At 74.7% G+C, this 20,564-nt stretch carries 20 protein-coding genes; 12 read left to right on the forward strand and 8 right to left on the reverse strand.

All coding sequences use genetic code 11. From position 1 onward, the window contains the following. Positions 1-27: 27 nt before the first annotated feature. Both ACI8AG_RS10985 and cofD read right to left on the reverse strand, forming a co-directional pair. Positions 28-1,080 (reverse strand): coenzyme F420-0:L-glutamate ligase, encoded by a 1,053-nt coding sequence (locus ACI8AG_RS10985; RefSeq protein WP_456597075.1) that lies wholly within the window; start codon positions 1,078-1,080, stop codon positions 28-30. Between the two features lie 58 nt (positions 1,081-1,138). Next, positions 1,139-2,086, reverse strand: coding sequence for a 2-phospho-L-lactate transferase (cofD, locus tag ACI8AG_RS10990; protein WP_456597076.1), 948 nt, complete (start codon positions 2,084-2,086; stop codon positions 1,139-1,141). Positions 2,087-2,468: 382 nt separating this feature from the next. Between cofD and ACI8AG_RS10995 the strand changes: the two genes are divergently transcribed. Continuing rightward, positions 2,469-2,699 (forward strand): WhiB family transcriptional regulator, encoded by a 231-nt coding sequence (locus ACI8AG_RS10995; RefSeq protein WP_456589959.1) that lies wholly within the window; start codon positions 2,469-2,471, stop codon positions 2,697-2,699. Between the two features lie 115 nt (positions 2,700-2,814). Then, the gene (locus ACI8AG_RS11000; protein ID WP_456597077.1) at positions 2,815-3,627 is read left to right on the forward strand and encodes a GNAT family N-acetyltransferase; all 813 of its coding nucleotides are present in this window, start codon (positions 2,815-2,817) and stop codon (positions 3,625-3,627) included. A 3-nt stretch (positions 3,628-3,630) separates the two neighbouring features. Here ACI8AG_RS11000 and ACI8AG_RS11005 read toward each other — a convergent pair whose 3' ends face one another. Both ACI8AG_RS11005 and ACI8AG_RS11010 read right to left on the reverse strand, forming a co-directional pair. Further along, entirely contained in the window at positions 3,631-4,521 is an 891-nt protein-coding gene (locus ACI8AG_RS11005; protein WP_456597078.1) for a hypothetical protein, read from the reverse strand. 13 nt (positions 4,522-4,534) lie between these two features. Beyond that, positions 4,535-5,002: a metallopeptidase family protein gene (locus ACI8AG_RS11010; protein ID WP_456589942.1), complete on the reverse strand. Its 468-nt coding sequence runs from the start codon at positions 5,000-5,002 to the stop codon at positions 4,535-4,537. Between the two features lie 220 nt (positions 5,003-5,222). Here ACI8AG_RS11010 and ACI8AG_RS11015 point away from each other — a divergent pair, with 220 nt between their 5' ends. The 7 genes from ACI8AG_RS11015 (at position 5,223) to ACI8AG_RS11045 (ending at position 11,795) form a co-directional block, all read left to right on the forward strand. Further along, positions 5,223-5,573, forward strand: coding sequence for a DUF3499 domain-containing protein (locus ACI8AG_RS11015; protein WP_456589941.1), 351 nt, complete (start codon positions 5,223-5,225; stop codon positions 5,571-5,573). 96 nt (positions 5,574-5,669) lie between these two features. Next, a complete protein-coding gene (locus ACI8AG_RS11020) occupies positions 5,670-7,049 on the forward strand; it encodes a phosphomannomutase/phosphoglucomutase (RefSeq protein WP_456597079.1) in 1,380 nt (459 codons plus the stop codon). Further along, complete coding sequence (locus tag ACI8AG_RS11025; RefSeq protein ID WP_456597080.1) at positions 7,046-7,258, forward strand: Trm112 family protein; 213 nt, start codon at positions 7,046-7,048, stop codon at positions 7,256-7,258. The genes ACI8AG_RS11020 and ACI8AG_RS11025 overlap by 4 nt, the downstream gene beginning before the upstream one ends. Then, positions 7,255-8,400: an SIS domain-containing protein gene (locus ACI8AG_RS11030; RefSeq protein ID WP_456597081.1), complete on the forward strand. Its 1,146-nt coding sequence runs from the start codon at positions 7,255-7,257 to the stop codon at positions 8,398-8,400. Before ACI8AG_RS11025 ends, ACI8AG_RS11030 begins: the two co-directional genes overlap by 4 nt. Positions 8,401-8,475: 75 nt before the next feature. After that, a complete protein-coding gene (locus ACI8AG_RS11035; protein WP_456589937.1) occupies positions 8,476-9,420 on the forward strand; it encodes a DUF808 domain-containing protein in 945 nt (314 codons plus the stop codon). 184 nt (positions 9,421-9,604) lie between these two features. Continuing rightward, the gene (gene manA / locus ACI8AG_RS11040; RefSeq protein ID WP_456597082.1) at positions 9,605-10,780 is read left to right on the forward strand and encodes a mannose-6-phosphate isomerase, class I; all 1,176 of its coding nucleotides are present in this window, start codon (positions 9,605-9,607) and stop codon (positions 10,778-10,780) included. A gap of 91 nt (positions 10,781-10,871) precedes the next feature. Beyond that, positions 10,872-11,795, forward strand: coding sequence for a GmrSD restriction endonuclease domain-containing protein (locus ACI8AG_RS11045; RefSeq protein WP_456597083.1), 924 nt, complete (start codon positions 10,872-10,874; stop codon positions 11,793-11,795). A gap of 340 nt (positions 11,796-12,135) precedes the next feature. Here ACI8AG_RS11045 and ACI8AG_RS11050 read toward each other — a convergent pair whose 3' ends face one another. From ACI8AG_RS11050 to ACI8AG_RS11065, 4 genes are all read right to left on the reverse strand, one after another. Further along, positions 12,136-12,981, reverse strand: a complete 846-nt coding sequence (locus tag ACI8AG_RS11050; protein WP_456597084.1) for a helix-turn-helix domain-containing protein — start codon at positions 12,979-12,981, stop codon at positions 12,136-12,138. Positions 12,982-13,086: 105 nt separating this feature from the next. Continuing rightward, positions 13,087-13,725, reverse strand: coding sequence for an Atu4866 domain-containing protein (locus ACI8AG_RS11055; RefSeq protein ID WP_456597085.1), 639 nt, complete (start codon positions 13,723-13,725; stop codon positions 13,087-13,089). Then, positions 13,722-15,113: an amidohydrolase family protein gene (locus ACI8AG_RS11060; protein WP_456597086.1), complete on the reverse strand. Its 1,392-nt coding sequence runs from the start codon at positions 15,111-15,113 to the stop codon at positions 13,722-13,724. The genes ACI8AG_RS11055 and ACI8AG_RS11060 overlap by 4 nt, the downstream gene beginning before the upstream one ends. Further along, on the reverse strand, positions 15,110-15,853 hold the full coding sequence (locus tag ACI8AG_RS11065; RefSeq protein ID WP_456597087.1) for an Atu4866 domain-containing protein: 744 nt from the start codon (positions 15,851-15,853) through the stop codon (positions 15,110-15,112). The genes ACI8AG_RS11060 and ACI8AG_RS11065 overlap by 4 nt, the downstream gene beginning before the upstream one ends. 506 nt (positions 15,854-16,359) lie before the next feature. On the opposite strand from ACI8AG_RS11065, the gene ahcY reads away from it, so the two are divergent. From ahcY to mtrB, 3 genes are all read left to right on the forward strand, one after another. Beyond that, entirely contained in the window at positions 16,360-17,844 is a 1,485-nt protein-coding gene (gene ahcY / locus ACI8AG_RS11070; protein ID WP_456597088.1) for an adenosylhomocysteinase, read from the forward strand. Between the two features lie 185 nt (positions 17,845-18,029). Beyond that, positions 18,030-18,746 carry an MtrAB system response regulator MtrA gene (gene mtrA, locus ACI8AG_RS11075; RefSeq protein ID WP_456589929.1) on the forward strand — a complete coding sequence of 239 codons (717 nt, stop codon included), beginning with the start codon at positions 18,030-18,032 and terminating at the stop codon, positions 18,744-18,746. An 85-nt stretch (positions 18,747-18,831) separates the two neighbouring features. Next, complete coding sequence (gene mtrB / locus ACI8AG_RS11080; RefSeq protein ID WP_456597089.1) at positions 18,832-20,559, forward strand: MtrAB system histidine kinase MtrB; 1,728 nt, start codon at positions 18,832-18,834, stop codon at positions 20,557-20,559. Positions 20,560-20,564 lie beyond the last annotated feature (5 nt).

Genomic DNA, 20,564 nt, shown 5'->3' on the forward strand with positions numbered 1-20,564 from the left:
GGACGAACCGTACCGAGCGCTCCGGCTCTACAGCGCCGGACCGCCCAGCCACAGCCTCCCGACGAGTGAGGTCCCTCCGGGGGAGCCGACCGGCTCCCACCGCGTCGACCAGCCCATGGCGTGCAGCTGCACGAGCGCGGCGCCGATCACCGCGCCGAGGTTCAGCGCGGTGGTGAGGGTGACGGTGTCGGAGAGGTGGAGGTCGACGACGCCGTCGCCGTCGCCGCCGTGGCGCAGCACGACCGGGAACTCCGGGAGGGCGGCGGCCGCGACGCGGAACGCCTCCGCGACGGCGCCGAGCTCGTCGGGCCGGGGCACGAGGTCGGTCGCGGGGGAGCGGGACGCCACCACGTCGCGCGACCCGTAGGGGAAGAGGTCCTCGCCGGGCAGCCGCACGAGCGGCCGCGTGCCCTCGTCGGCGTCGTCGGCCGGCCGTCGCGCCGGCAGCCCGCGGACGACCGCGACCGGAACGCCGGCCAGCTTGCCCTTCACCAGGTCCGCGGCGGAGGCGAGCTCGTCGACGACGGCGACCCGGGTGGTCTCCAGCCGGTTGCCGTGGGCGTCCACCGCCCCGCGGAGGTCCTCGAGCGCGACGATCCCGGCGGCCCCGACCGCGACGTCGGTGAGCCCCTCGCGCCAGGTCCGGCCGAAGGTGTCGCTGACCACCACCGCGACCTCCACCCCGGCCAGCTCCCGCAGCCGGGCCCGCAGCCGCCGGGCGGAGGCGTCGGCGTCCTCGGGCAGCAGGACCAGCGCGTCGGCGGAGACGTTCGAGGCGTCGATGCCGGCGGCGGCGACGACCCAGCCCTGCCGGGTCTGCACGATCTTCAGCGGCCCGCGGCGGGCGACCACCCGCACCGTCTCCGCATCGATCGCCCGCTGGCGGGCGGTCTCCCGGTCGGTCCCGGGCTCCAGGCGGACCAGTCGGCCCTCCACCTTCGAGACCACCTTGGAGGTGACCACGACGACGTCGCCGTCGGCGAGCCAGGGCGCGGCGCGCGCGATGGCCGCGGCCAGGTCGTCACCGGCGGCGAACTCCGGCAGCCCGGCGACCGGGTGGATCGAGACACCGGATGGCACGGCCCCGTCCAGAGGCGCGCGGCGATCGTGCGAGCCGTGCGGAGGGCGGGGTCCTTCTTCAGGCACAGGCATCGAGCGCGGCGCGGGCCAGGGCCGTGGTGGCCTCGGGGGTGGACATGAGCAGCGGCAGCCGCCGGACGTCGACGCCGGGCACGTCGGCGGGGTCGTCCTCGGCGACCAGCCAGGCGTCGAGCAGCCCACCGTCGGCGCGGGCGCCGTAGTGCCGGCCGACCCCCTCGGCGCTCACCTCGATGCCCAGCACGGGCAGGCAGCGGTCGGCCATGCCGCGCACGACCGCGCCGCCCACGATCGGCGAGACCCCGGCGATCCGGGCCGGTGAGGACCGCAGGGCGTCGCGCAGCCCGGGCACGCCGAGGACCGTGCCGATCGAGACCACGGGGTTGGAGGGGGCGAGCAGGACGGCGTCGGCGGAGGCGAACGCCTCCACGACGCCGGGTGCGGGGCGGGCACCGTCCACGCCCACCTGGACGAAGGCCGAGGGGTCGAGCCCGGCCCGGTGGCGCACCCACCACTCCTGGAAGTGGATCGCGCGCGACCGGCCGTCCTCGGGGTCGGTGACGACGACGTGGGTCTCCACCCGCTGGTCGCTCATCGGCAGCACGGTCACCCCGGGCCGCCAGCGCTCCGCGAGCGCCGCCGTGACCTGCGAGAGCGGGTAGCCGGCGTCGAGCATCCGGGTGCGGATCAGGTGCGTGGCCAGATCGCGGTCACCGAGGCCGAACCAGGCGGGGTCGGCGCCGTAGGCGGCGAGCTCCTCCTTGACCGTCCACGACTCGCCGGCCCGGCCCCAGCCGCGCTCCTCGTCGATGCCGCCGCCGAGGGTGTAGACGACCGTGTCCAGGTCCGGGCAGATGCGCAGCCCGTGCAGCGTCACGTCGTCCCCGGTGTTGACCACGGCCGTGATCTCCGCCTCGGGGGCCGCGGCGCGGACCCCGCGCAGAAATCGAGCCCCTCCGGTCCCACCTGCCAGCACGACGATCTGCACGAAACGCATGGTGCCCGATGAGCACTTGTCGACTGTTCGCCGGGCGTGTCGAGGGCTACCACGAGATGTGACGAAGGCCCCGTGACGGATGGGGCTGGTGTGGCGTGTCGCTTACACCGGGCGAAGTTGACGCCTGGGCAACGACACGCGTGTAATTCCGGCGGTGTCAACGAGTGCTGATCGGCCCGGGAACGTCCTGCCGGCCGCGCACCGGGACGAGAGCGAGAGGGGACGCACCGTCATGGCAGAGGTGTCGTGGTTGAGCGACTACGTCAACGGGTCGGAGCGGTCGGCCGACCGGCTGCCGGTCACCGGGCATGCCACGGGCCAGGCCGTGGGCCAGGGGACGGGGCAGCCGTTCGTCGGCTTCCTCGGCTTCGGGCTGGAGCCGGACACCCAGTCCTGGCAGGAGCAGGCGCTGTGCGCCGAGACCGACCCCGAGGCGTTCTTCCCCGAGAAGGGCGGCTCCACCCGCGAGGCGAAGAAGATCTGCACCGGCTGCGAGGTCAAGGCCGAGTGCCTCGAGTACGCGCTGGCCAACGACGAGCGCTTCGGCATCTGGGGTGGCCTCTCCGAGCGCGAACGACGCCGGCTCCGCCGCCGAGCGGTCTAAGGACCCCCTGCTCCCCACCGCTCGCGAGCTCGCGGCGGATCCCTGCAGGGGCCGATCCAGCACTCTCACCCCAGCCGCCGGCGCCCCTCGCCGGCGGCTGTGGTTCTGTTCGGGCATGGTCGCCCGCGTCGCCCTCGGTCGAGCGCACGTGGTCCGCGAGGTCCGGGCCGCGGAGCCGCTGGCGGAGGCGCTGGCTGCGCCGCTGACCGCCCGCGCGCCGTGGCTGACCGCGGTGCTCAACCACGGCGCCGCGCGCCCGCTGCCGACCCGCCCCGCCGCCGTCGTCGTCCCGGGGCACAGCGACGGCACGCCGCGCGCCGCCGCCTTCCTGGAGCTGCGCCGGCGCGGGGTGCTCACCCAGGTGACCGTGCTGGGCCAGGCGACCCGGCCGCTGCCCGGTGGCCGCCCCACCGCGCGCCTGCTGGCCCGTGACGACGAGGCCGCCGGGCGCCTCGCCGAAGGGGTGCTCGGCCTCCTGGGCTCGCTGCGCGGGCCCTGGGCGCTGCACCTGACCGGGCTCCCCCTGGGTGATCCCACCGCCCGCGCGCTGGCTGCCCGGCTGCCCACCGCCGTCCTGGCCAACGCCCGCACCGCGCTGCTGGTCGACGCGCTCGACCGGGTCGGGCCCGTGGAGCGCACGCACGACCACCGGCACCTCGAGCGCTGGCTCCCCGCGTTCCTCGCCGCCGCGCCCGATCGGCGGGCGCGGGAGTTCCTGCGGGCCGCGGCCCGGCTGCACGCGGCCGTCGGCCGCCTGGAGGTGGCGGTCGTCGCGGAGGGCGACCGGCCGCGTGCCGGGCTGCTCACCCTCGTCGACGGCGGGAACCGCTGGCCGTGGTGGGGCATCGACGGCGACGGCGGTCCCCGCACGGTGATGGGCGCACCGGCGAGCACCCTCTCCGTGCCGGTGCGGCGCTGGCCCCGTTGAGGCTCAGCCGGGGAGGTGGACCCGGCTGCGCTCGGGCAGGAGCGGGGCGCTGCCCGTGCCGAGGCGCAGCTCCCCGGTGGCGGCCCGGGCGCTGTCGGCAGCCGGTGCGCCCTGGGGCACGAGGGTGAGCTCCAGCGGGTAGACCCGGCCGGTCGGCTCCGGGGCCGAGCCGCCCGGCCGGAGGACCGTCGGGGCGCGCCCGCGCACGGTCCACCGCTCGCCGTCGCGGGAGACGACCAGGTCCTCACCCTCGACGACGGCGTGCTCGACGGGCGTGGCGGTGCACCCGGCGGCGACCGGGTCGGCCGGGGCCTCGGCGGCCAGGCAGTTGTAGGTGGGCAGCCGCAGCTCCAGCCGGGCCGTGCCGGCGGAGGCGGTGAGCCGCGCCTCGGGGTAGGCCGCGGTGACGCCCACCGCCCGCGGCTCCAGGACGAGCCCGCCGGCGACCAGGTCGGCGACCAGGGCGTCGGGTGCCCCGGCGTCCGAGGTCGGCGCGGGACCCGGCGTCCCCCGATCGTCGGTCCCGGGCCCGCCGGCGGGCCCGCTCGCCGCGAGCCGGCCGGCCGCGACCGCGGCGGCGGTGCCGACGACCGCCAGGGCGACGACGCAGAGCGCGGCCAGGACGGCGCGGCCCTGCCCGTGGTCCTCGCCGGGAAGAGCGGGCGCCACCGACGGCGGGGCCAGCGTCGCCCAGCCGGCGGGGGACGGCGGCTCCGGCCGGGTGCCCGGTGGGTGCTCGTGGAAGTCGGCCAGGTCGTCGACGGGATCCGGTGCGCCGGTCGCGCGGGACCGGCGCGCCCGGACGACGGCCGTGGCGGCGACCAGGGCCGCCACGGCCAGGACGCCCAGGACCACGCCGGTGACCAGCCAGGCGGTGGTGGCGGCGGCGTCCATCCCGTCCAGCATGTCAGCGGGTGGGGTCGATCTCCTCGGGATCCCGGCCCAGCAGGGTGGCGACCTGGTCGACGACCACGTCGCGCACCAGATCGGCGAGGTCCTCCCGGTCGTGCGCGCGCAGCTCCAGCGGCCGGCGGTAGACCACGATCCGCGGCGGGACCTCCTGGCCCTGTTCGCGCCGGGCCGGCAGCAGCCGGGCCAGCGGGACGCCCGCGTCGTCGAGGACGTCGGCGTCCAGCAGCGCCTCGTCGGGATCGGTGTGCTCGACCCAGGGCACGTCCTCGACGGCGAACTCCACCCCGGCCAGCTCGCGCTCCCAGCGGCGTTCCAGGTCCTCGACGGCGTCCAGGACCAGGTCGTCGAACAGCTCGGCCCGGCTGCGCGACAGCGGCACCTCGGCAGGGGCGAGGCGCCCGCGCAGGCCACGACCGTGGCGGTCGCGACGGGAGCGGGCGCGGCGGCGCGGAGGATGGCTCATGACTGCCCGAAGGGTACGGCGACCCGCGACACGCCGGGCCCCGGGACGGCTCGCCGGGCGTTCTCCCACGTCGAGCCGCGCCGGTCCCGAACCCGCGCCCGACCGGTGACGATGCCCACGGGGTCATCGTGCAGGATGGTGCGCCACAGCCGGTTTCCCGGTGTGCCTGCTGTCGCGCACCGCCGGGCGGGATTACTGTGCCGTGCGTGAGGAACCGGTGGTGAGGCAGTCACGGCGCTGCTCGCGCAGCGGCTGCGCGCAACCGGCAGCGGCGACCCTGACCTACGTCTACGCGGAGTCGACCGCTGTCGTGGGCCCCTTGGCGACGTACTCCGAGCCGCACAGCTACGACCTGTGCGAGTTCCACGCGGAGCGGCTGACGGTCCCGCGCGGCTGGGAGGTCGTGCGGCACGAGATCGACGTCGAGGACGCCGGGCCGACGGGGGACGACCTGCTGGCCCTGGCCGACGCCGTCCGCGAGGCCGCCCGCCCCGAGCCGCCGCGCGCTCCCGCGGACGACGGCAGCGGCATCCGGCGCGGGCACCTGCGGGTGCTTCCCGACCTCCCCTAGAAGGACCACCCTTCCCCCACGCCTCGCAAGCTCGGCGCGAGCCCCGGAAGGGTGGCCGTTCCAGCGCGTGGCGGGGCGCGCCGATAGTGTCGCGGCGTGCGTGATCTCTCGGCCCTGATCAAGGCCTACGACGTCCGCGGGGTGGTCCCCGACCAGTGGGACGAGGACGTCGCGCGGGCGATCGGGGCGGCGTTCGCCGAGTTCGTCCTCGCCGAGAGCGGTGCGACCGCCGTGGTCACCGCGCACGACATGCGCGAGACCTCCGTCCCGCTCTCCCGCGCCTTCGCCGAAGGCGTCATCGGCCGCGGCGTCGACGTCGTCGAGGCCGGGCTGGGCTCCACCGACCTGCTGTACTTCGCCGCCGGATCGCTCGACGTGCCCGGGGCGATGTTCACCGCCAGCCACAACCCCGCGCAGTACAACGGGATCAAGATGTGCCGTGCCGGGGCCGCCCCCATCGGGCAGGACTCCGGGCTGGTCACCATCCGCGAGTGGGCCGAGCGCGACACCTACGAGCGCGTGCCGGAACGGGTCGGCACCGTCACCGCCCGCGACGTCCTCGCCGACTACGCCGCGCACCTGCGCTCGCTGGTCGACCTCGCCACGATCCGGCCGCTCCGCGTCGTGGTCGACGCGGGCAACGGCATGGGCGGGCACACGGTCCCGGTGGTCCTCGCCGGGCTGCCGCTGGAGATCGTGCCGCTGTACTTCGAGCTGGACGGGTCGTTCCCCAACCACGAGGCCAACCCCCTGGACCCGGCGAACCTGGTCGACCTGCAGCGCGCCGTCGTCGAGCACGGCGCCGACATCGGCCTGGCGTTCGACGGCGACGCCGACCGGGTCTTCGTCATCGACGAGCGGGGCGAGCCGGTGAGCCCCTCGGCCATCACCGCCCTGGTCGCGGTGCGCGAGCTGGCCAAGGGGCGCGGGACGACGATCATCCACAACCTGATCACCTCCCGGGCCGTGCCGGAGATCGTGCGCGAGCACGGCGGGCAGCCGGTGCGCACGCGCGTGGGGCACTCGTTCATCAAGGCCGAGATGGCCCGCACCGACGCGGTCTTCGGTGGCGAGCACTCCGCGCACTACTACTTCCGCGACTTCTGGCGGGCCGACACCGGCATGCTCGCGGCCATGCACGTCCTGGCCGCGCTGGGGGAGCAGGGCCGGCCGCTGTCGGAGCTGACCGCCGCCTACGCGCGCTACGCCGCCTCCGGCGAGATCAACTCCACGGTGGCCGACGCGGGGGAGCGGATGGCGGCGGTGCGGGAGGTCTTCGAGAAGGAGGAGGGCGCGACGGTCGACGAGCTCGACGGCCTGACCGTCGAGCTGCCCGACGGCGCGTGGTTCAACCTGCGGGCCAGCAACACCGAGCCGCTACTGCGGCTGAACGTGGAGGCGCCGGACGAGGCGCGGATGAGCGAGGTGCGCGACCGGGTGCTCCGCACCGTGCGCGCGGAACAGGAGTCGAAGTGACCACACCCCGGAGCGGCGCCCCGAGCGGCCCGCTCGGCCTGGACCCGGAACTGCTGGCCATCCTCGCCTGCCCGGACAGCCACCACAGCCCGCTGGCCGTCGACGAGGCGGCCGGTGAACTGGTCTGCGGCACCTGCGACCGGGCGTTCCCGGTCCGTGACGGCATCCCCGTGCTGCTGCTCGACGAGGCACGGCACCGCTCGTCATGACCTCGCCCGAGCTGGCCGAGGAGGTCCTCGACGACCTCGAGCTGCTGCGCGCGCGGGATCCGCGCGGGCTGCTGCCGGCCGTGGCCGGGTCCGGTGCGCAGGTCCGGGAGACCGCGCGGCTGACCGAGGAGGCCGGGCTGGACCGGGTCACCGAGGGCGGCCGGCCCCGCGGGCTCGTCATCGTCGCCCGGCGGGAGGGCGCCGTGGCCGCGTCGGTGCTGCGGGCACTCCTCGGCCCCGCCAGCCCGGTCACCGTCGACGTCGTCCCCGGTCCCGCGCTGCCCGTGTGGACCGGCCCCAGCGACGTCGCGGTCGTGGCCACGCGCACCGGTGCGGGCGCGTACGCCCTCGCGCCGGCCTACGAGGCCGCCCGCCGGGGGGTCGCGCTGGTCGGGATCGGCGCCGAGGACGCGCCGCTGCGCGGCGTGTGTTCCTCGGCCCGGGCGCCCTACGTCGCGCTGCCGGCGAGCCGCGTCCGCCACACGACCCTCTGGTCGCTGCTCACGCCGATGCTTCGCCTGGCGGCCGACCTGAGGCTGCTGGCCGACGGCGTGGCCGACACCGAGGCGGTGGCGGGGGCTCTGGACCAGGTGGCCGAGGAGTGCGGCCCGGCGCGGGAGTCGTTCGTCAACCCGGCCAAGAGCCTGGCGCTGGAGCTGCTCGACGCGCTCCCGGTGATCGCCTGGGAAGGGCCGCTCGCCGGGGCGGCGGCGACCCGCGTCGCCGACCAGCTGGCCACGCTCGCGGGGCTCCCGGTCGCCGACTTCCGGCTGCCGGACCAGCGGGTTGCCGCCTGCGCCGTCCTGGGCGGGCCGCTCGCGCCGCAGGACGCGGCCGACGACTTCTTCCGGGACCGCGTCGCCGACAGCGGCCGGCGGCTGCGGCTGCTGACGATCCGCGACAGCGACGCCGGCGGGCACGACGGCGCGGGGGAGCGGGAGCCACGCTCGGCGGCCGAGGCGATGCAGCAGGTGCTGAGCACCGCCGCGGCGCACAGCGTGCCGGTCAGCGGCCTGGCCGAGCACGGGGAGCCGGAGCGGTTCGCTCGGCTGCCCCGCCTGGCCCGGCAGCTGGCCGTCGCCGACTTCAGCGCCGTCTACCTGGCGCTCGCCCTCGACACCGAGCGGGCCCGACCTCGCTGAGTGCGCGCGCGGCCCGTGGCGGGTCCACCATCATGGCGACAGCACGCCGGTGCTGACCGATCGGAAGGAACTCCCTTGGCGGGTGGACTCGTAGCCCTGCTCGACGACGTGGCGGTGCTGGCGCGCGCGGCCGCGGCCTCGATCGACGACATCGGGGCGGCTGCCGGGCGGGCCAGCATCAAGGCGGCCGGCGTCGTCGTCGACGACACCGCCGTCACGCCGCAGTACGTGCACGGGCTGAACGCCGACCGCGAGCTGCCGATCATCCGGAAGATCGCCGTCGGATCGCTCCGGAACAAGCTCCTGATCATCCTGCCGGCGATCCTGCTGCTCAGCCAGTTCCTGCCGTTCCTGCTCACCCCCATCCTGATGATCGGTGGTGCCTACCTCTGCTACGAGGGAGCGGAGAAGATCTGGCACCGGGTGAGCGGCCACGCAGAGGCGCACGCCACGGTGGAGGACGCGCTCCCGGACGAGAGCACGATCGTGTCCGGGGCCGTGCGCACCGACTTCATCCTCTCGGCCGAGATCATGGTGATCAGCCTCAACGAGGTGGCGAGCGAGGGCTTCCTGTCCCGGGCGGCCATCCTGGTGGTCGTCGCGCTCGGCATCACCGTGCTGGTGTACGGCGTCGTCGGCGTCATCGTGAAGATGGACGACGTCGGGCTGAACCTGTCGCAGCGGACCTCGAAGGGGCTCGCCGCGTTCGGCCGCGGCCTGGTGAAGGGCATGCCGAAGCTGCTGTCCGCCCTCACCGTCGTCGGCACCGTCGCCATGCTGTGGGTCGGTGGGCACATCATCCTGGTGGGCACCGACGAGCTGGGCTTCCACCCGCTCTACGAGTTCGTGCACCACCTGGAGGAGGCGGCGCACGACGCCACCGGCGCTCTCGGCGGGGTCGTGGGCTGGCTGGTCAACACGCTGGGCAGCGCGCTGCTCGGGCTGGTCGTGGGGGCCGTGGTGGTCCTGGTCATGAACCTCACGGTGCACCGGGGCAAGGCCGGGGCCGGGGCGCACTGAGACGCGGCGCCGGCGGCGCCGCACCCGTGCCCCGGTCGCCGGGGCGGGGGAGAAGGCCACCGTCCCGGGAGATCCCCGCCCCGGGCGCCGCGGGGCCGTCCCGCGGTGTGACCAGGGGGCGACCCGCCCCGCGGGGGTGAGGTTCGTTCCCGGGGACGCGGTCGGGCCGTAATCTGCCCAGACCATGTGGCAGCTGAGCAACGGTGTGCGGTTCTACCCGTGGGGGAGCCGCACCGTGATCCCCGAGCTCCTCGGTGAGCCCGTGCCCGCGGAGCGGCCGCACGCGGAGCTGTGGATCGGGGCCCACCCCGACGAGCCCAGCGTCCTGGCCGACGGGCGCCCGCTGGACAAGGCGATCGCCGAGGAGCCCGCCGAGCTGCTGGGCACCCCGGTGGTGGAGCGCTTCGGGGCGCGGCTGCCCTTCCTGATGAAGGTGCTCGCCGCCGAGACCCCGCTGTCGCTGCAGGCGCACCCCACGACGGAGCAGGCCGAGGCCGGCTACGCCGCCGAGGAGGCCGCCGGCATCCCGCACGACGACCCGACGCGGACGTTCAAGGACCCCTTCCACAAGCCCGAGCTGCTGCTCGCGCTCACCACGTTCGAAGCGCTGTGCGGGTTCCGCCCGGTGGAGGAGTCGCTGCACTGCCTGGCCAAGCTGCAGGTGCCTGAGCTCAAGCCCACCATCGCCGCCCTGGCGCGCGGCGGCCTGCGCGCGGCGATCCCGCAGCTGCTGGCGCTGCCCGGGGAGCGCCGGACGGAGCTCGTGGCCGCCGTGGCCACCGCGGCGGGCAGGTTCGTGGCGGCGCACGACCCGGAGTTCATCAACACCTACCGGTGGGCGGCGACCCTCGCCGAGACCTACCCCGGCGACCCGGGCGTCGTCATCTCGCTGATGTGCAACCACCTCAAGCTGGCCCCGGGAGAGGCGGTGTTCCTCCCCGCGGGCAACCTGCACGCCTACCTGTCGGGTGCCGGTGTCGAGGTGATGGCCAGCTCCGACAACGTGCTGCGCGGCGGGCTGACCGCCAAGCACGTCGACCTCGCGGCGCTGATCGAGGTCCTGGACTTCTCCGACGGGCGGGTGCCGGTGATCCACCCGGTGCTCGGGCCGGGCGGCCTGCGCTACCCGGTGCCGGTGCAGGACTTCGACCTCACCCGCTGCCAGCTCGACGAGCAGGCGGGCACGCTGACCACGCGCGGACCGCAGCTCCTGCTGTGCACGGAGGGCACCGCGGTGCTGGCGTCGGTCGACGGAGAGCTGACCCTGGCGAAGGGCCGCGCGGCGTTCGTCCCCGCCGGTGCGCCGGTCGCCGCTCGCGGCCCGGCGGTGCTCTACCGGGCCACCACCGCCATCTCGTGAGACGCCGGCCGGCCCCGGCGTTGCGCCGACGGGGTCCGGCAGCCGCGGCCTAGCGTCGAGCCGGTCGCCGTCCGGCTGGTGGGGGAGTTGCGTGCACGTACGACCCGGTTCCCGGTCCCGTCGGCTCGCCGGTGCGGTCCTCGCGTTCGGCGTGGCGATGGCGTCGGCCGGCTGCGAGGCGGTGGACGTCGGCGAGGGCGCCGACCGCACGGAGGCCACGGCGGCGCCCGCGCTCGTCACCGGCTCCGCGCTCGCCGCGCTCGCCGCGCTGGACGAGCTGGACGTCAAGGGCCGCGCCCCGAAGACCGGCTACGACCGGGACCAGTTCGGCGCGGGCTGGGTCGACACCGACCGCAACGGCTGCGACACGCGCAACGACGTCCTGGCCCGGGATCTGACCGGGGAGACCTTCCAGCCGGGTACCCGGGACTGCGTCGTCGCCACCGGCACCCTCGCCGACCCCTACTCGGGGGAGACGATCCCCTTCCTCCGCGGCCAGGACACCAGCGCCGACGTGCAGATCGACCACGTGGTCGCGCTCTCCGACGCGTGGCAGAAGGGCGCCCAGGGCTGGGACGAGCCACGGCGGGTCCGGTTCGCCAACGACCCGCTCAACCTGCTCGCCGTCGACGGCCCGCTCAACATGCAGAAGGGCGACGGCGACGCCGCCACCTGGCTGCCGCCGGACCGCGGCTACCGGTGCGCCTACGTGGCCCGGCAGATCGCCGTGAAGGCCGCGCACGGGCTCTGGGTGACTCCGGCCGAGCACGACGCCATGGCCGGGGTGCTCGCGGGGTGTCCGGACGAGCCGCTGCCGTCCGCCGACCATTCACCGCTGCCCGTCCCGCAGCCGGCGGCGACCGTTCCCGAAGCCGACCCGCGGTCCGCGTCGGCGCCCCGCTACGCCGACTGCGCGGCGGTACGGGCCGCCGGAGCGGCGCCCATCCACCGGGGTGAGCCCGGCTTCTCGGAGGCGTTCGACGGCGACGGGGACGGGGTGGGCTGCGAGTCCTGACGTGTGCCGCGACGATCCGGTGGGCCCGCCGCCTGGCTCCCGGGACGTCGCGTGCCCGGCGCGCCGCTCGCGGCGCGTCGAGCACTGCAGGCCACTCCACGAGGCTCACGCCGGTCGGGCGCGGTTCCTCGATGTCGAGCCGGGGCTGCAGTCGGCGTGCCACTGAGGCATCCACGCGGCCCTGTCGGCTTCGGGCCAGGTGAACGTCTCGCGGGTGGTTCAGGACGGCGAGCCGAAGGCGCGACCGGGCTGGCGCAGGAGCTCCGGGCGCACCGGCCCGGCCCCGAACCCGTGGGGACCGGTGCTGGGTGTGCTGTCGGGGTGAGGACGGTTGGCCTGCCTACGGGGCGTCCGGGGTCGCGGGCGCTGCCAAAGGCGTGGCGTGCAGGGAGGCGAGCAGCTGCAGCCTGTCCGCGCTGGGCGAGCCGGGCGCGGCGTGGTAGACGATGAGCTGGCGGCCGGGTGAGCCCTTGACGTCGAGCGTGTGGTAGTCGAGGACGAGGTCGCCGACGTCGCGGTGGCGGAACGCCTTGGAGTCGTGCGTCTTGCCGCGTACGTCGTGCTTGGCCCACAGGTGGCGGAACGCGGAGCTGGCCGTGGAGAGCTCGACCACCAGCCGGCGCACGGCATCGGCGGAGTCCACGTGTCCCAGGGCCAGGCGCAGGTTGGCCACGCAGGACTCCGCGGCTCGGTCCCAGTGGGCGTAGAAGCTGGAGCCGACCGGGTCGAGGAACGTCATGCGGGCGACGTTGTCGATCCGGTCGAAGTCCGAGTACAGGGCGCCGGCCAGGGCGTTGTGCGCCAGCACGTCGAGCTGCCGGTTGATGATCACCGCGGGGGTGTGCGGCCACGCCTCGAGCAGGTCCAGCAGTGACTGCGGCGGCGCCGGGGTGGTGGGCGCCAGGGTGGTGGGCGCCAGGTGGGCCAGGCGGAAGAGGTGCTCGCGCTGGTCGGGGTCGAGGCACAGGGCGCTGGCGATCGCGTTGAGCACGGACGGTGACGGGTTGCGTTCGCGGCCCTGCTCCAGGCGGGCGTAGTAGTCCACGCTGACGCCGGCCAGCATCGCCACCTCCTCGCGACGCAGCCCGGGCACGCGGCGGGTGGTGTGCCCGGTCAGCCCGACGTCGTCGGGCTGGAGGTGGCCGCGGCGGGTCTTGAGGAACGGGCCGAGATCTGCGGTGCTCACGTTCCGACCGTAGGGGCCGCTCACCTCGGCAACCAGGACCTGGTGCTCCCTGGCAGCCGGCGGCCGCGGCGCGCCGGGGCCCCCGCGGCCCGGCGCGCCGCCTGCTCAGCGTCGGGTCATCACGAACCCGGCGTGGTGAAGGACGCCGTCCAGCAGCTGGCCGAACGCCCAGAAGCCGGAGTCGTCCAGGTAGGTGACCCGGTCCTCGTGCAGCCAGTAGCGGCCGGTGTACGCGTCGGCGCGCCCGCCCCGGGTCTCGGAGTAGCGGCCGTCTGGTCGCAGGTGCTGCAGCAGGCCGCGGTCAGGGTCGTGCCAGGTGCCCACCCACGTCTCTCGGACGGCCGGGTCCGCGACGTCCTGTCCCGCGGGCCGGGTCGGCTCGCCGTCCCAGGCCTCGAGGTGTCCGGCGACCCACACCGCCAGCAGGTCCTGCGGGTCGACGACCAGCATGCTGTGCACCTGCGCCTCGCTGACCGGGCGGCGCAGGACGGCGAAGGTGGCCGGGTTGCCGGGCACGAGGTTGTACCCGCCGCGCCGGGCCGGCGGCAGCTGCGCCACGGCGCTGTCCACCAGCAGCGGGACGGCGTAGGCGCCGTCGGCGTCGATCACCTCCACCCCGGGGTCGGCCGGCCCCGCGGCCAGACGCTCCCCGACCACGTGCAGATCGCCGGGCGCCACGGTGCCGGACCCGGTCCTGACGTGCGCACGCGTGACGACGAACGTGTCGGCGTTGGGCGGGGTCACCGGCCGGCTCCGGTGGTGGCGAGACGCTCGGTGATCGCGGCGACCGAGTCGTGCACCTGGGTGCGCAGGGCGTCGACGTCCACCCCGACGAGGGCGCCGTCCCACTTGCGCACCTGGCCGGCCACCCACACCGAGGTGATGTTCGAGCGGTCGGCGCCCAGCACGAGGGTTCCGACGGCGTCGTGCAGCGGCATGGTGTTGATCGCCTCGGCGTCCACGATGACGAGGTCGGCCTGCTTTCCCGGGGTGATGGAACCGGTGCGGTCGTCGAGCCGCAGCGTGCGCGCCCCGGACAGGGTCGCGAAGTCGAGCACGTCGCGGGTGGTGATGCGGCTGGGCGCCTGCCCGGTGCCGTAGGCGGCGTTGACCGCGCGCATGCGTTGGATCGTCAGCAGCGACCGCATCTGGGTGAACATGTCGGAGGCCAGCGCGACCTCCACGTCCACCGACAGCCCGGGCCGGATCCCGTGGGCGAGCGCCTCGTCGACCGGCGGGACGGCGTCCTCCAGCCCGATCTGGGCGTCGGAGGTGGGGGCCAGCGAGACGGTGACGCCGTGGTCGCGCATCGCCGCCCAGGCGTCCGCGGACAGCGCCGTGGAGTGGATCGACTCCAGGTGCGGGCCGAGCAGCCCTTGCCCCTGCCAGTCCAGGATGGCGCGGGAGGCGGCCTGACCGAACATGACGTCCAGGCTCACGCCGATGTCGAGGTCGGCTGCGACCCGAGCCAGGTCGGGACCGTAGGCGAGGTGCCCGGCGATGTCTCCGGTGGCCAGCGCCGCCACGCGCAGCGTGACCAGCTGGTCGTCGGTGGGGACGTAGGTCGAACGCAGCCGGGTCAGGTCCGCGGGCCACTGGCCGTCCCAGTCGCCGAAGTGCGGGGCCATGGAGGCGTGCACACCGCGGATGCCGGAGTCGATCAGCGCGGTGATCGCCGCGTCCGAGTGGGCGGTGGTGCGCGAGTTGTGCGAGAAGTCGAGCATCGTGGTGATGCCGCCGTCCAGTGCGGTCAGCGCGGCCAGGCGTGTGCCGAGGTACACGTCGTCGGGGGCGTAGGTCGGCGCCACGTGCATGAGCGTGGACTGCAGGTATCCGGCGAGGTCGTCGACGTCGGGGATGGTGCGGCGCATCTGTGCCTGCCAGGCGTGCCGGTGGGTGTCCACCATGCCCGGGGCGACGATGCTGCCGGTCACGTCGACGGCGATCGCCCCGGCGTCCGGAAGGTCGCGGCCGACGTCGACGATGCGCGCCCCGCGCACCAGGACGTCACCGGTGTCGATGGTTCCCAGCGCAGGATCCATCGTCACGACGGTCGCGCCGCGCAGCAGGACGAGGCGGTCGGGATCGGTGGCGGAGCGGTTCAGTGCGTCCAGGACGGGGTCGGTGCTCATCGGGCGTCCTTCCGGTGCATGGTGTAGCCGGCGTGGTGCAAGGTGTCGTCGGCGAACCGGCCGAAGGCCCAGAAGCCGAGGTCGTCGAGGTAGTCGATGCGGTCACCGTCGACCCAGTAGCGGCCCGCGAAGGCGTGCAGGCGGCCCCCGCGGGTCTCGTCGTAGCGGCCGTCGGCGGTCAGTTCCTGGTGCAGGAAGTCGCCGGTGTCGACCCACACGCCTACGCGGCCCGGGTCGACCGCGAGCCGGTCGGGCTGCAGTCGGGTGCGGGGCGGCACGGAACCGAGGGGGTCGCCGGCCCAGTGGACGGGGCGTCCCTCTTGCAGGACTGCGAGCAGTAGGTCGGGTCGCGTGAACGCGGTGTGCAGTGCCGTGGCCAGGTCCGGGGCGTGCTCGTCGGGCACGACGGCGAGGTCGGCGTCCGCGCCGGGTGCGAGCGTCCCGGGGCCGGTGCCGCGCGCGGCGGCGCCGAGGGTGGTGGTCGCGTCGAGGCGGGCGGGGAGCACGGTGGTGCCGGTGGCGTCGATGACCACGGCGCCGTCGTCCTCGGCCGCGGTGACGATGCCGGGCCCGACGCCGACGACCAGCGTGCCGCCGAGGAGCACGTCGGCGTCGTGCATGGTCCCGATCAGCGGGTCGAGGGTGTGGATCGTCGCGTTGGTCAGCAGCAGCGGCCGATCGGCGCCGGCGCGGACGGCGGCCAGTCCGGCGGCCGTGAAAGCGGGGAAGGTGGTGGGCATGGCTTCACCCTCGTGCGGCCCGACACGGCGGAGAAGGCCGCGATGCACCCAGGGAGTGCCGCACCTCGGCAAGGGGAACTGCCTCTTCTACGGCGCGCGATCCCCGAGGCAACCGGCCGACGGACGGCCTGGAGCTGCCGGGGGAGAGAGCGGGTGACCTCGACGGGCGGGCGGGTCTGCGGTGGAAGCGCCGGGACGAGCCCCGCATCAGGCCCCGATCACCATGGGGCGACATCGCCCGGCGGTGGCCTCGATCCACCGACCGGCGGGGTGCGCGGTGTGGTTCTCGGGCGAAGGGGTGAGTGCCGCCTTCAGGGGGCCGGCCGGCCCAGCCGATGCAGGCGGTGCACAACCGACATGCGTGAGCAGGGACGGGCGCCCGTCGCGGGCCGCGCGTCTAAGCTGGACGCCGGCACGAGCCCCGCCGAAGCCTCGGCATGCTCGCTCTCTCAGACCACCCCGTAGCGCCCCGCGGGCCACGGCCCGGGCGCGGACACTGGAGCGACATGACCGCCAGCACTGGCACCCGCACGCTGACCGACGGCGACTTCAAGGTCGCCGACCTCTCCCTGGCGCCGTTCGGCCGCAAGGAGATCCAGCTCGCCGAGCACGAGATGCCCGGCCTGATGGCGCTGCGCGCCGAGTACGGCGACGCCCAGCCCCTGGCCGGTGCCCGCATCGCCGGGTCGCTGCACATGACCGTGCAGACCGCCGTCCTCATCGAGACGCTGACGGCGCTGGGCGCCGACGTCCGCTGGGTGAGCTGCAACATCTTCTCCACCCAGGACCACGCCGCGGCGGCGATCGTCGTCGGCGACGGCACCCCCGAGCAGCCGGCCGGCGTGCCCGTCTTCGCCTGGAAGGGCGAGACGCTCGAGGAGTACTGGTGGTGCACGCAGCGGCTGTTCGAGTTCCGCGACGAGAACGGCGACGTCGTCGGCCCCAACATGCTCCTCGACGACGGCGGTGACGCCACCCTGCTGATCCACCTGGGCACCCGCTTCGAGGCCGACGGCGTCGTCCCCGACACCACCGAGGCCGACTCCGAGGAGTACGGCGTGATCCTCGACGTGCTGCGCGGCACGCTCGCCGAGGACGGCCAGTACTGGACCCGCATCGGCCAGGGCATCACCGGCGTCACCGAGGAGACCACCACCGGCGTCATGCGCCTGTACGAGCTCGCCCGCGAAGGCCGGCTGCTCTTCCCGGCGATCAACGTCAACGACTCGGTGACCAAGAGCAAGTTCGACAACCTCTACGGCTGCCGGCACTCGCTGATCGACGGCATCAACCGCGCGACCGACGTGATGATCGGCGGCAAGGTCGCCGTCGTCTGCGGCTACGGCGACGTCGGGAAGGGCTGCGCGGAGTCGCTGCGCGGCCAGGGTGCGCGGGTCATCGTCACCGAGATCGACCCGATCAACGCCCTCCAGGCGGCGATGCACGGCTACGAGGTGACCACGCTGGACGAGGTCATCGGCAAGGCCGACATCATCATCACGGCCACCGGCAACAAGGACATCATCTCGGCCGACCAGCTGAGCCGGACCAAGCACCAGGCGATCATCGGCAACATCGGGCACTTCGACAACGAGATCGACATGGCCGGCCTGGCGCGCACGCCGGGGATCGAGCGGACCACCATCAAGCCGCAGGTGGACGAGTGGCGGTTCGCCGACGGCCACACGATCATCGTGCTCTCCGAGGGCCGGCTGCTGAACCTGGGCAACGCCACCGGGCACCCCAGCTTCGTGATGAGCGCGTCGTTCTCCAACCAGGTGCTGGCGCAGATCGAGCTGTGGAACAACCGGGCCGCCTACGAGGGGCAGACCCCCGGCGTCACGGTGCTGCCCAAGAAGCTCGACGAGCACGTGGCCCGGCTGCACCTCGACGCGCTGGGCGTGAAGCTCACCCAGCTCACCAAGGTGCAGGCCGACTACATCGGCGTCCCGGTGGAGGGGCCCTACAAGAGCGACCACTACCGCTACTGAGGAAGGACCCCCTCGCCCCCCACCGCTCGCGGCGGGACCCTGCGAGGGGGCCGTTCCAGTCCCTGACAGGGGCCGGCCGCTCGTGACCCAGCGCGGCGATCTGCGGCCCTGATCAGCCTGTTCCGCCCCGCCCGGGGGATCTTCTCCGGGCGGGGCAGAGCGTTTTCGGGGGTGCGTCACGCAGAATGGGCGCCGTGCCCCCCACTGCTCCGCAGAACGGACCCAGCCGTGGCCGTGTCCTGGTCGTCGACGACGACGCCGCCCTCGCCGAGATGCTCGGCATCGTGCTGCGGCGCGAGGGGTACGAGCCGGCCTTCGTCTCCGACGGCAACCGCGCTGTCGGCGTCTTCCAGCAGACCAGGCCCGACCTCGTGCTGCTGGACCTGATGCTGCCCGGCCGCAACGGTCTGCAGATCTGTCAGGACATCCGGACCCAGTCGACGGTGCCCATCGTCATGCTCACCGCGAAGGGCGACACGATCGACGTCGTCCAGGGGCTGGAGGCCGGCGCCGACGACTACGTCACCAAGCCGTTCAAGCCCGTCGAGCTGGTGGCCCGCGTGCGTGCGCAGCTGCGCCGGGGGGAGACCGGGCAGGCGGAGAACCTGAGCATCGGCGACGTGCAGATCGACGTCCCCGCGCACCAGGTCACCCGGGACGGCGTCCCCATCGCGCTCACCCCGCTGGAGTTCGACCTGCTGGTGGCGCTGGCGCGCAAGCCGCGTCAGGTGTTCACCCGGGAGCTCCTGCTGGAGCAGGTGTGGGGCTACCGGCACGCGGCGGACACCCGCCTGGTCAACGTGCACGTGCAGCGGCTGCGGGCGAAGGTCGAGCGCGATCCGGAGAAGCCCGAGGTCGTGCTGACCGTGCGCGGGGTGGGCTACAAGGCCGGGCCTCCGTGAGCGGATCCGGATGCACCGTGAGCGGAGCGGTGCCCGCTGGGCGCGGAGTCCCGGGATCGGCAGCCGGCTGAGGGACACTGGGGCGGTGACCGCCACCCGGACCCCCGAGACGGGCGCCGGGTCCGGGCAGTACTCACCGGATCCCGGGCGCGGCCCAGGGGCGCGCGAGGAGCTCCTCCGGGTAGGGCGCGGGCTGCGCCGCCGCGCCGGGCAGGTGCGCCGCCGCGTGCGGCGCACCGCCGGTGCTCTCGGCTCGCGGGCGGCGCAGGCCTGGCGGTCGTCGCTGCAGGTGCGGATCGGCGCGATCACCATGCTCCTCGCCGGCACGGTCGTGCTGATCGTGAGCATGGTGCTGTTCAGCCAGATCCGCGACCAGCTGCTGCGGGTGAAGCGCGACGCGGCGGTCGACCAGGTACAGGCGGGCGTCGTGTACGCCCAGAGCGAGCTGGCCGGCATCGCCACCGGGGACGCCGCCAGCGTCCGCGCCACCCTCGAGCGCACGGTGAACCGGCTGCTGGACCGCGGTGGCGCGGCCGGCGACTTCGACGTCGTCATGATCTACCGGCCGAGCGGCGGGGCAGAGGTCCCGGCCACCAACCGCCGGCCCCTGTACGCCGCGCTGCCCCCCGAGCTGCGGTCGGCGGTCGACGCCGGCAACCAGGCGTCGAAGTACCACCGGGTGCCCGGCGAGTCCGGTGACCCCCGGCCCGGCCTGCTGGTGGGGGCGCCGGTCAGCGGCGACGCGCAGGGGCCCGACCGGATCGAGCTGTACTACGTCTTCCCGCTGCAGCAGGAGCAGGAGAGCCTCCAGCTGATCCGGAGCACGGTGGTCATCAGCGGGGTGGCGCTCACGCTGCTCGTGGTCGGCATCGGCGTCCTGGTCACCCGGCTGGTGGTCGACCCGGTGCGGCAGGCCGCCGGCACCGCCCAGCGGCTGGCCGAAGGTCAGCTCGAGGAGCGGATGGAGGTGCGGGGCGAGGACGACCTCGCCCGGCTGGCGACCAGCTTCAACGCGATGGCCGACAGCCTGCAGCGGCAGATCACGCAGCTGGAGGGGTTGTCCCAGCTGCAGCAGCGGTTCACCTCGGACGTGTCCCACGAGCTGCGCACCCCGCTGACCACCGTGCAGATGGCGGCGGAGATCCTGCACGAGGCCCGGGAGGACTTCCCGGCGCACGTCGCCCGCTCGGCCGAGCTGCTGCGCGCCGAGCTCGACCGGTTCGAGGCGCTGCTCACCGACCTGCTGGAGATCAGCCGCTACGACGCCGGCGCGGCCGTGCTCGACTCGACCCCGACCGACATGGGTGCGCTGGTCGGCCGGGTCGTCGACGGGATGAGCTCGCTCGCCGAGCGTCACGGCTGCGAGCTGCGGGTCACCCGGCCGGCCGAGGCGGTCCTGGCCGAGGTGGACGTCCGCCGGGTCGAGCGCATCCTGCGCAACCTCGTCGGCAACGCCATCGAGCACGGTGCCGGGCGCCCGGTGGAGATCACGCTGGCCGCCAACCGGTCGGCGGCCGCGGTGACCGTGCGCGACCACGGGGTCGGGCTCAGCTCCGGCGAGGCGCAGCACGTGTTCGACCGGTTCTGGCGCGCCGACCCCTCCCGGGTGCGCACGGTCGGCGGCAGCGGCCTCGGGCTGTCGATCAGCCTGGAGGACGCCCGTCTGCACGGCGGTTGGCTGCAGGTGTGGGGGCAGCCCGGCGCCGGCGCCCAGTTCCGGCTCACCCTGCCGCTGGTGGCCGGCGGGGATCTGACCAGCTCGCCCCTGCCGCTGCGTCCGGTGAGGCCCCAGCGACCAGGCGCGGCGCGGTGAGGCGG

The sequence above is a fragment of the Blastococcus sp. SYSU DS0552 genome, assembly GCF_054050815.1.

What these genes read in the sequence shown, in the direction of transcription:
- ACI8AG_RS11000 (WP_456597077.1), top strand. Translation starts at nt 2,815, where the DNA reads ATGGTCGCCCGCGTCGCCCTCGGTCGAGCGCACGTGGTCCGCGAGGTC.
- ACI8AG_RS11005 (WP_456597078.1), bottom strand. Translation starts at nt 4,521, where the DNA reads ATGGACGCCGCCGCCACCACCGCCTGGCTGGTCACCGGCGTGGTCCTG.
- ACI8AG_RS11010 (WP_456589942.1), bottom strand. Translation starts at nt 5,002, where the DNA reads ATGAGCCATCCTCCGCGCCGCCGCGCCCGCTCCCGTCGCGACCGCCAC.
- ACI8AG_RS11030 (WP_456597081.1), top strand. Translation starts at nt 7,255, where the DNA reads ATGACCTCGCCCGAGCTGGCCGAGGAGGTCCTCGACGACCTCGAGCTG.
- manA (WP_456597082.1), top strand. Translation starts at nt 9,605, where the DNA reads ATGTGGCAGCTGAGCAACGGTGTGCGGTTCTACCCGTGGGGGAGCCGC.
- ACI8AG_RS11060 (WP_456597086.1), bottom strand. Translation starts at nt 15,113, where the DNA reads ATGAGCACCGACCCCGTCCTGGACGCACTGAACCGCTCCGCCACCGAT.
- ACI8AG_RS11065 (WP_456597087.1), bottom strand. Translation starts at nt 15,853, where the DNA reads ATGCCCACCACCTTCCCCGCTTTCACGGCCGCCGGACTGGCCGCCGTC.
- ahcY (WP_456597088.1), top strand. Translation starts at nt 16,360, where the DNA reads ATGACCGCCAGCACTGGCACCCGCACGCTGACCGACGGCGACTTCAAG.
- mtrA (WP_456589929.1), top strand. Translation starts at nt 18,030, where the DNA reads ATGGGCGCCGTGCCCCCCACTGCTCCGCAGAACGGACCCAGCCGTGGC.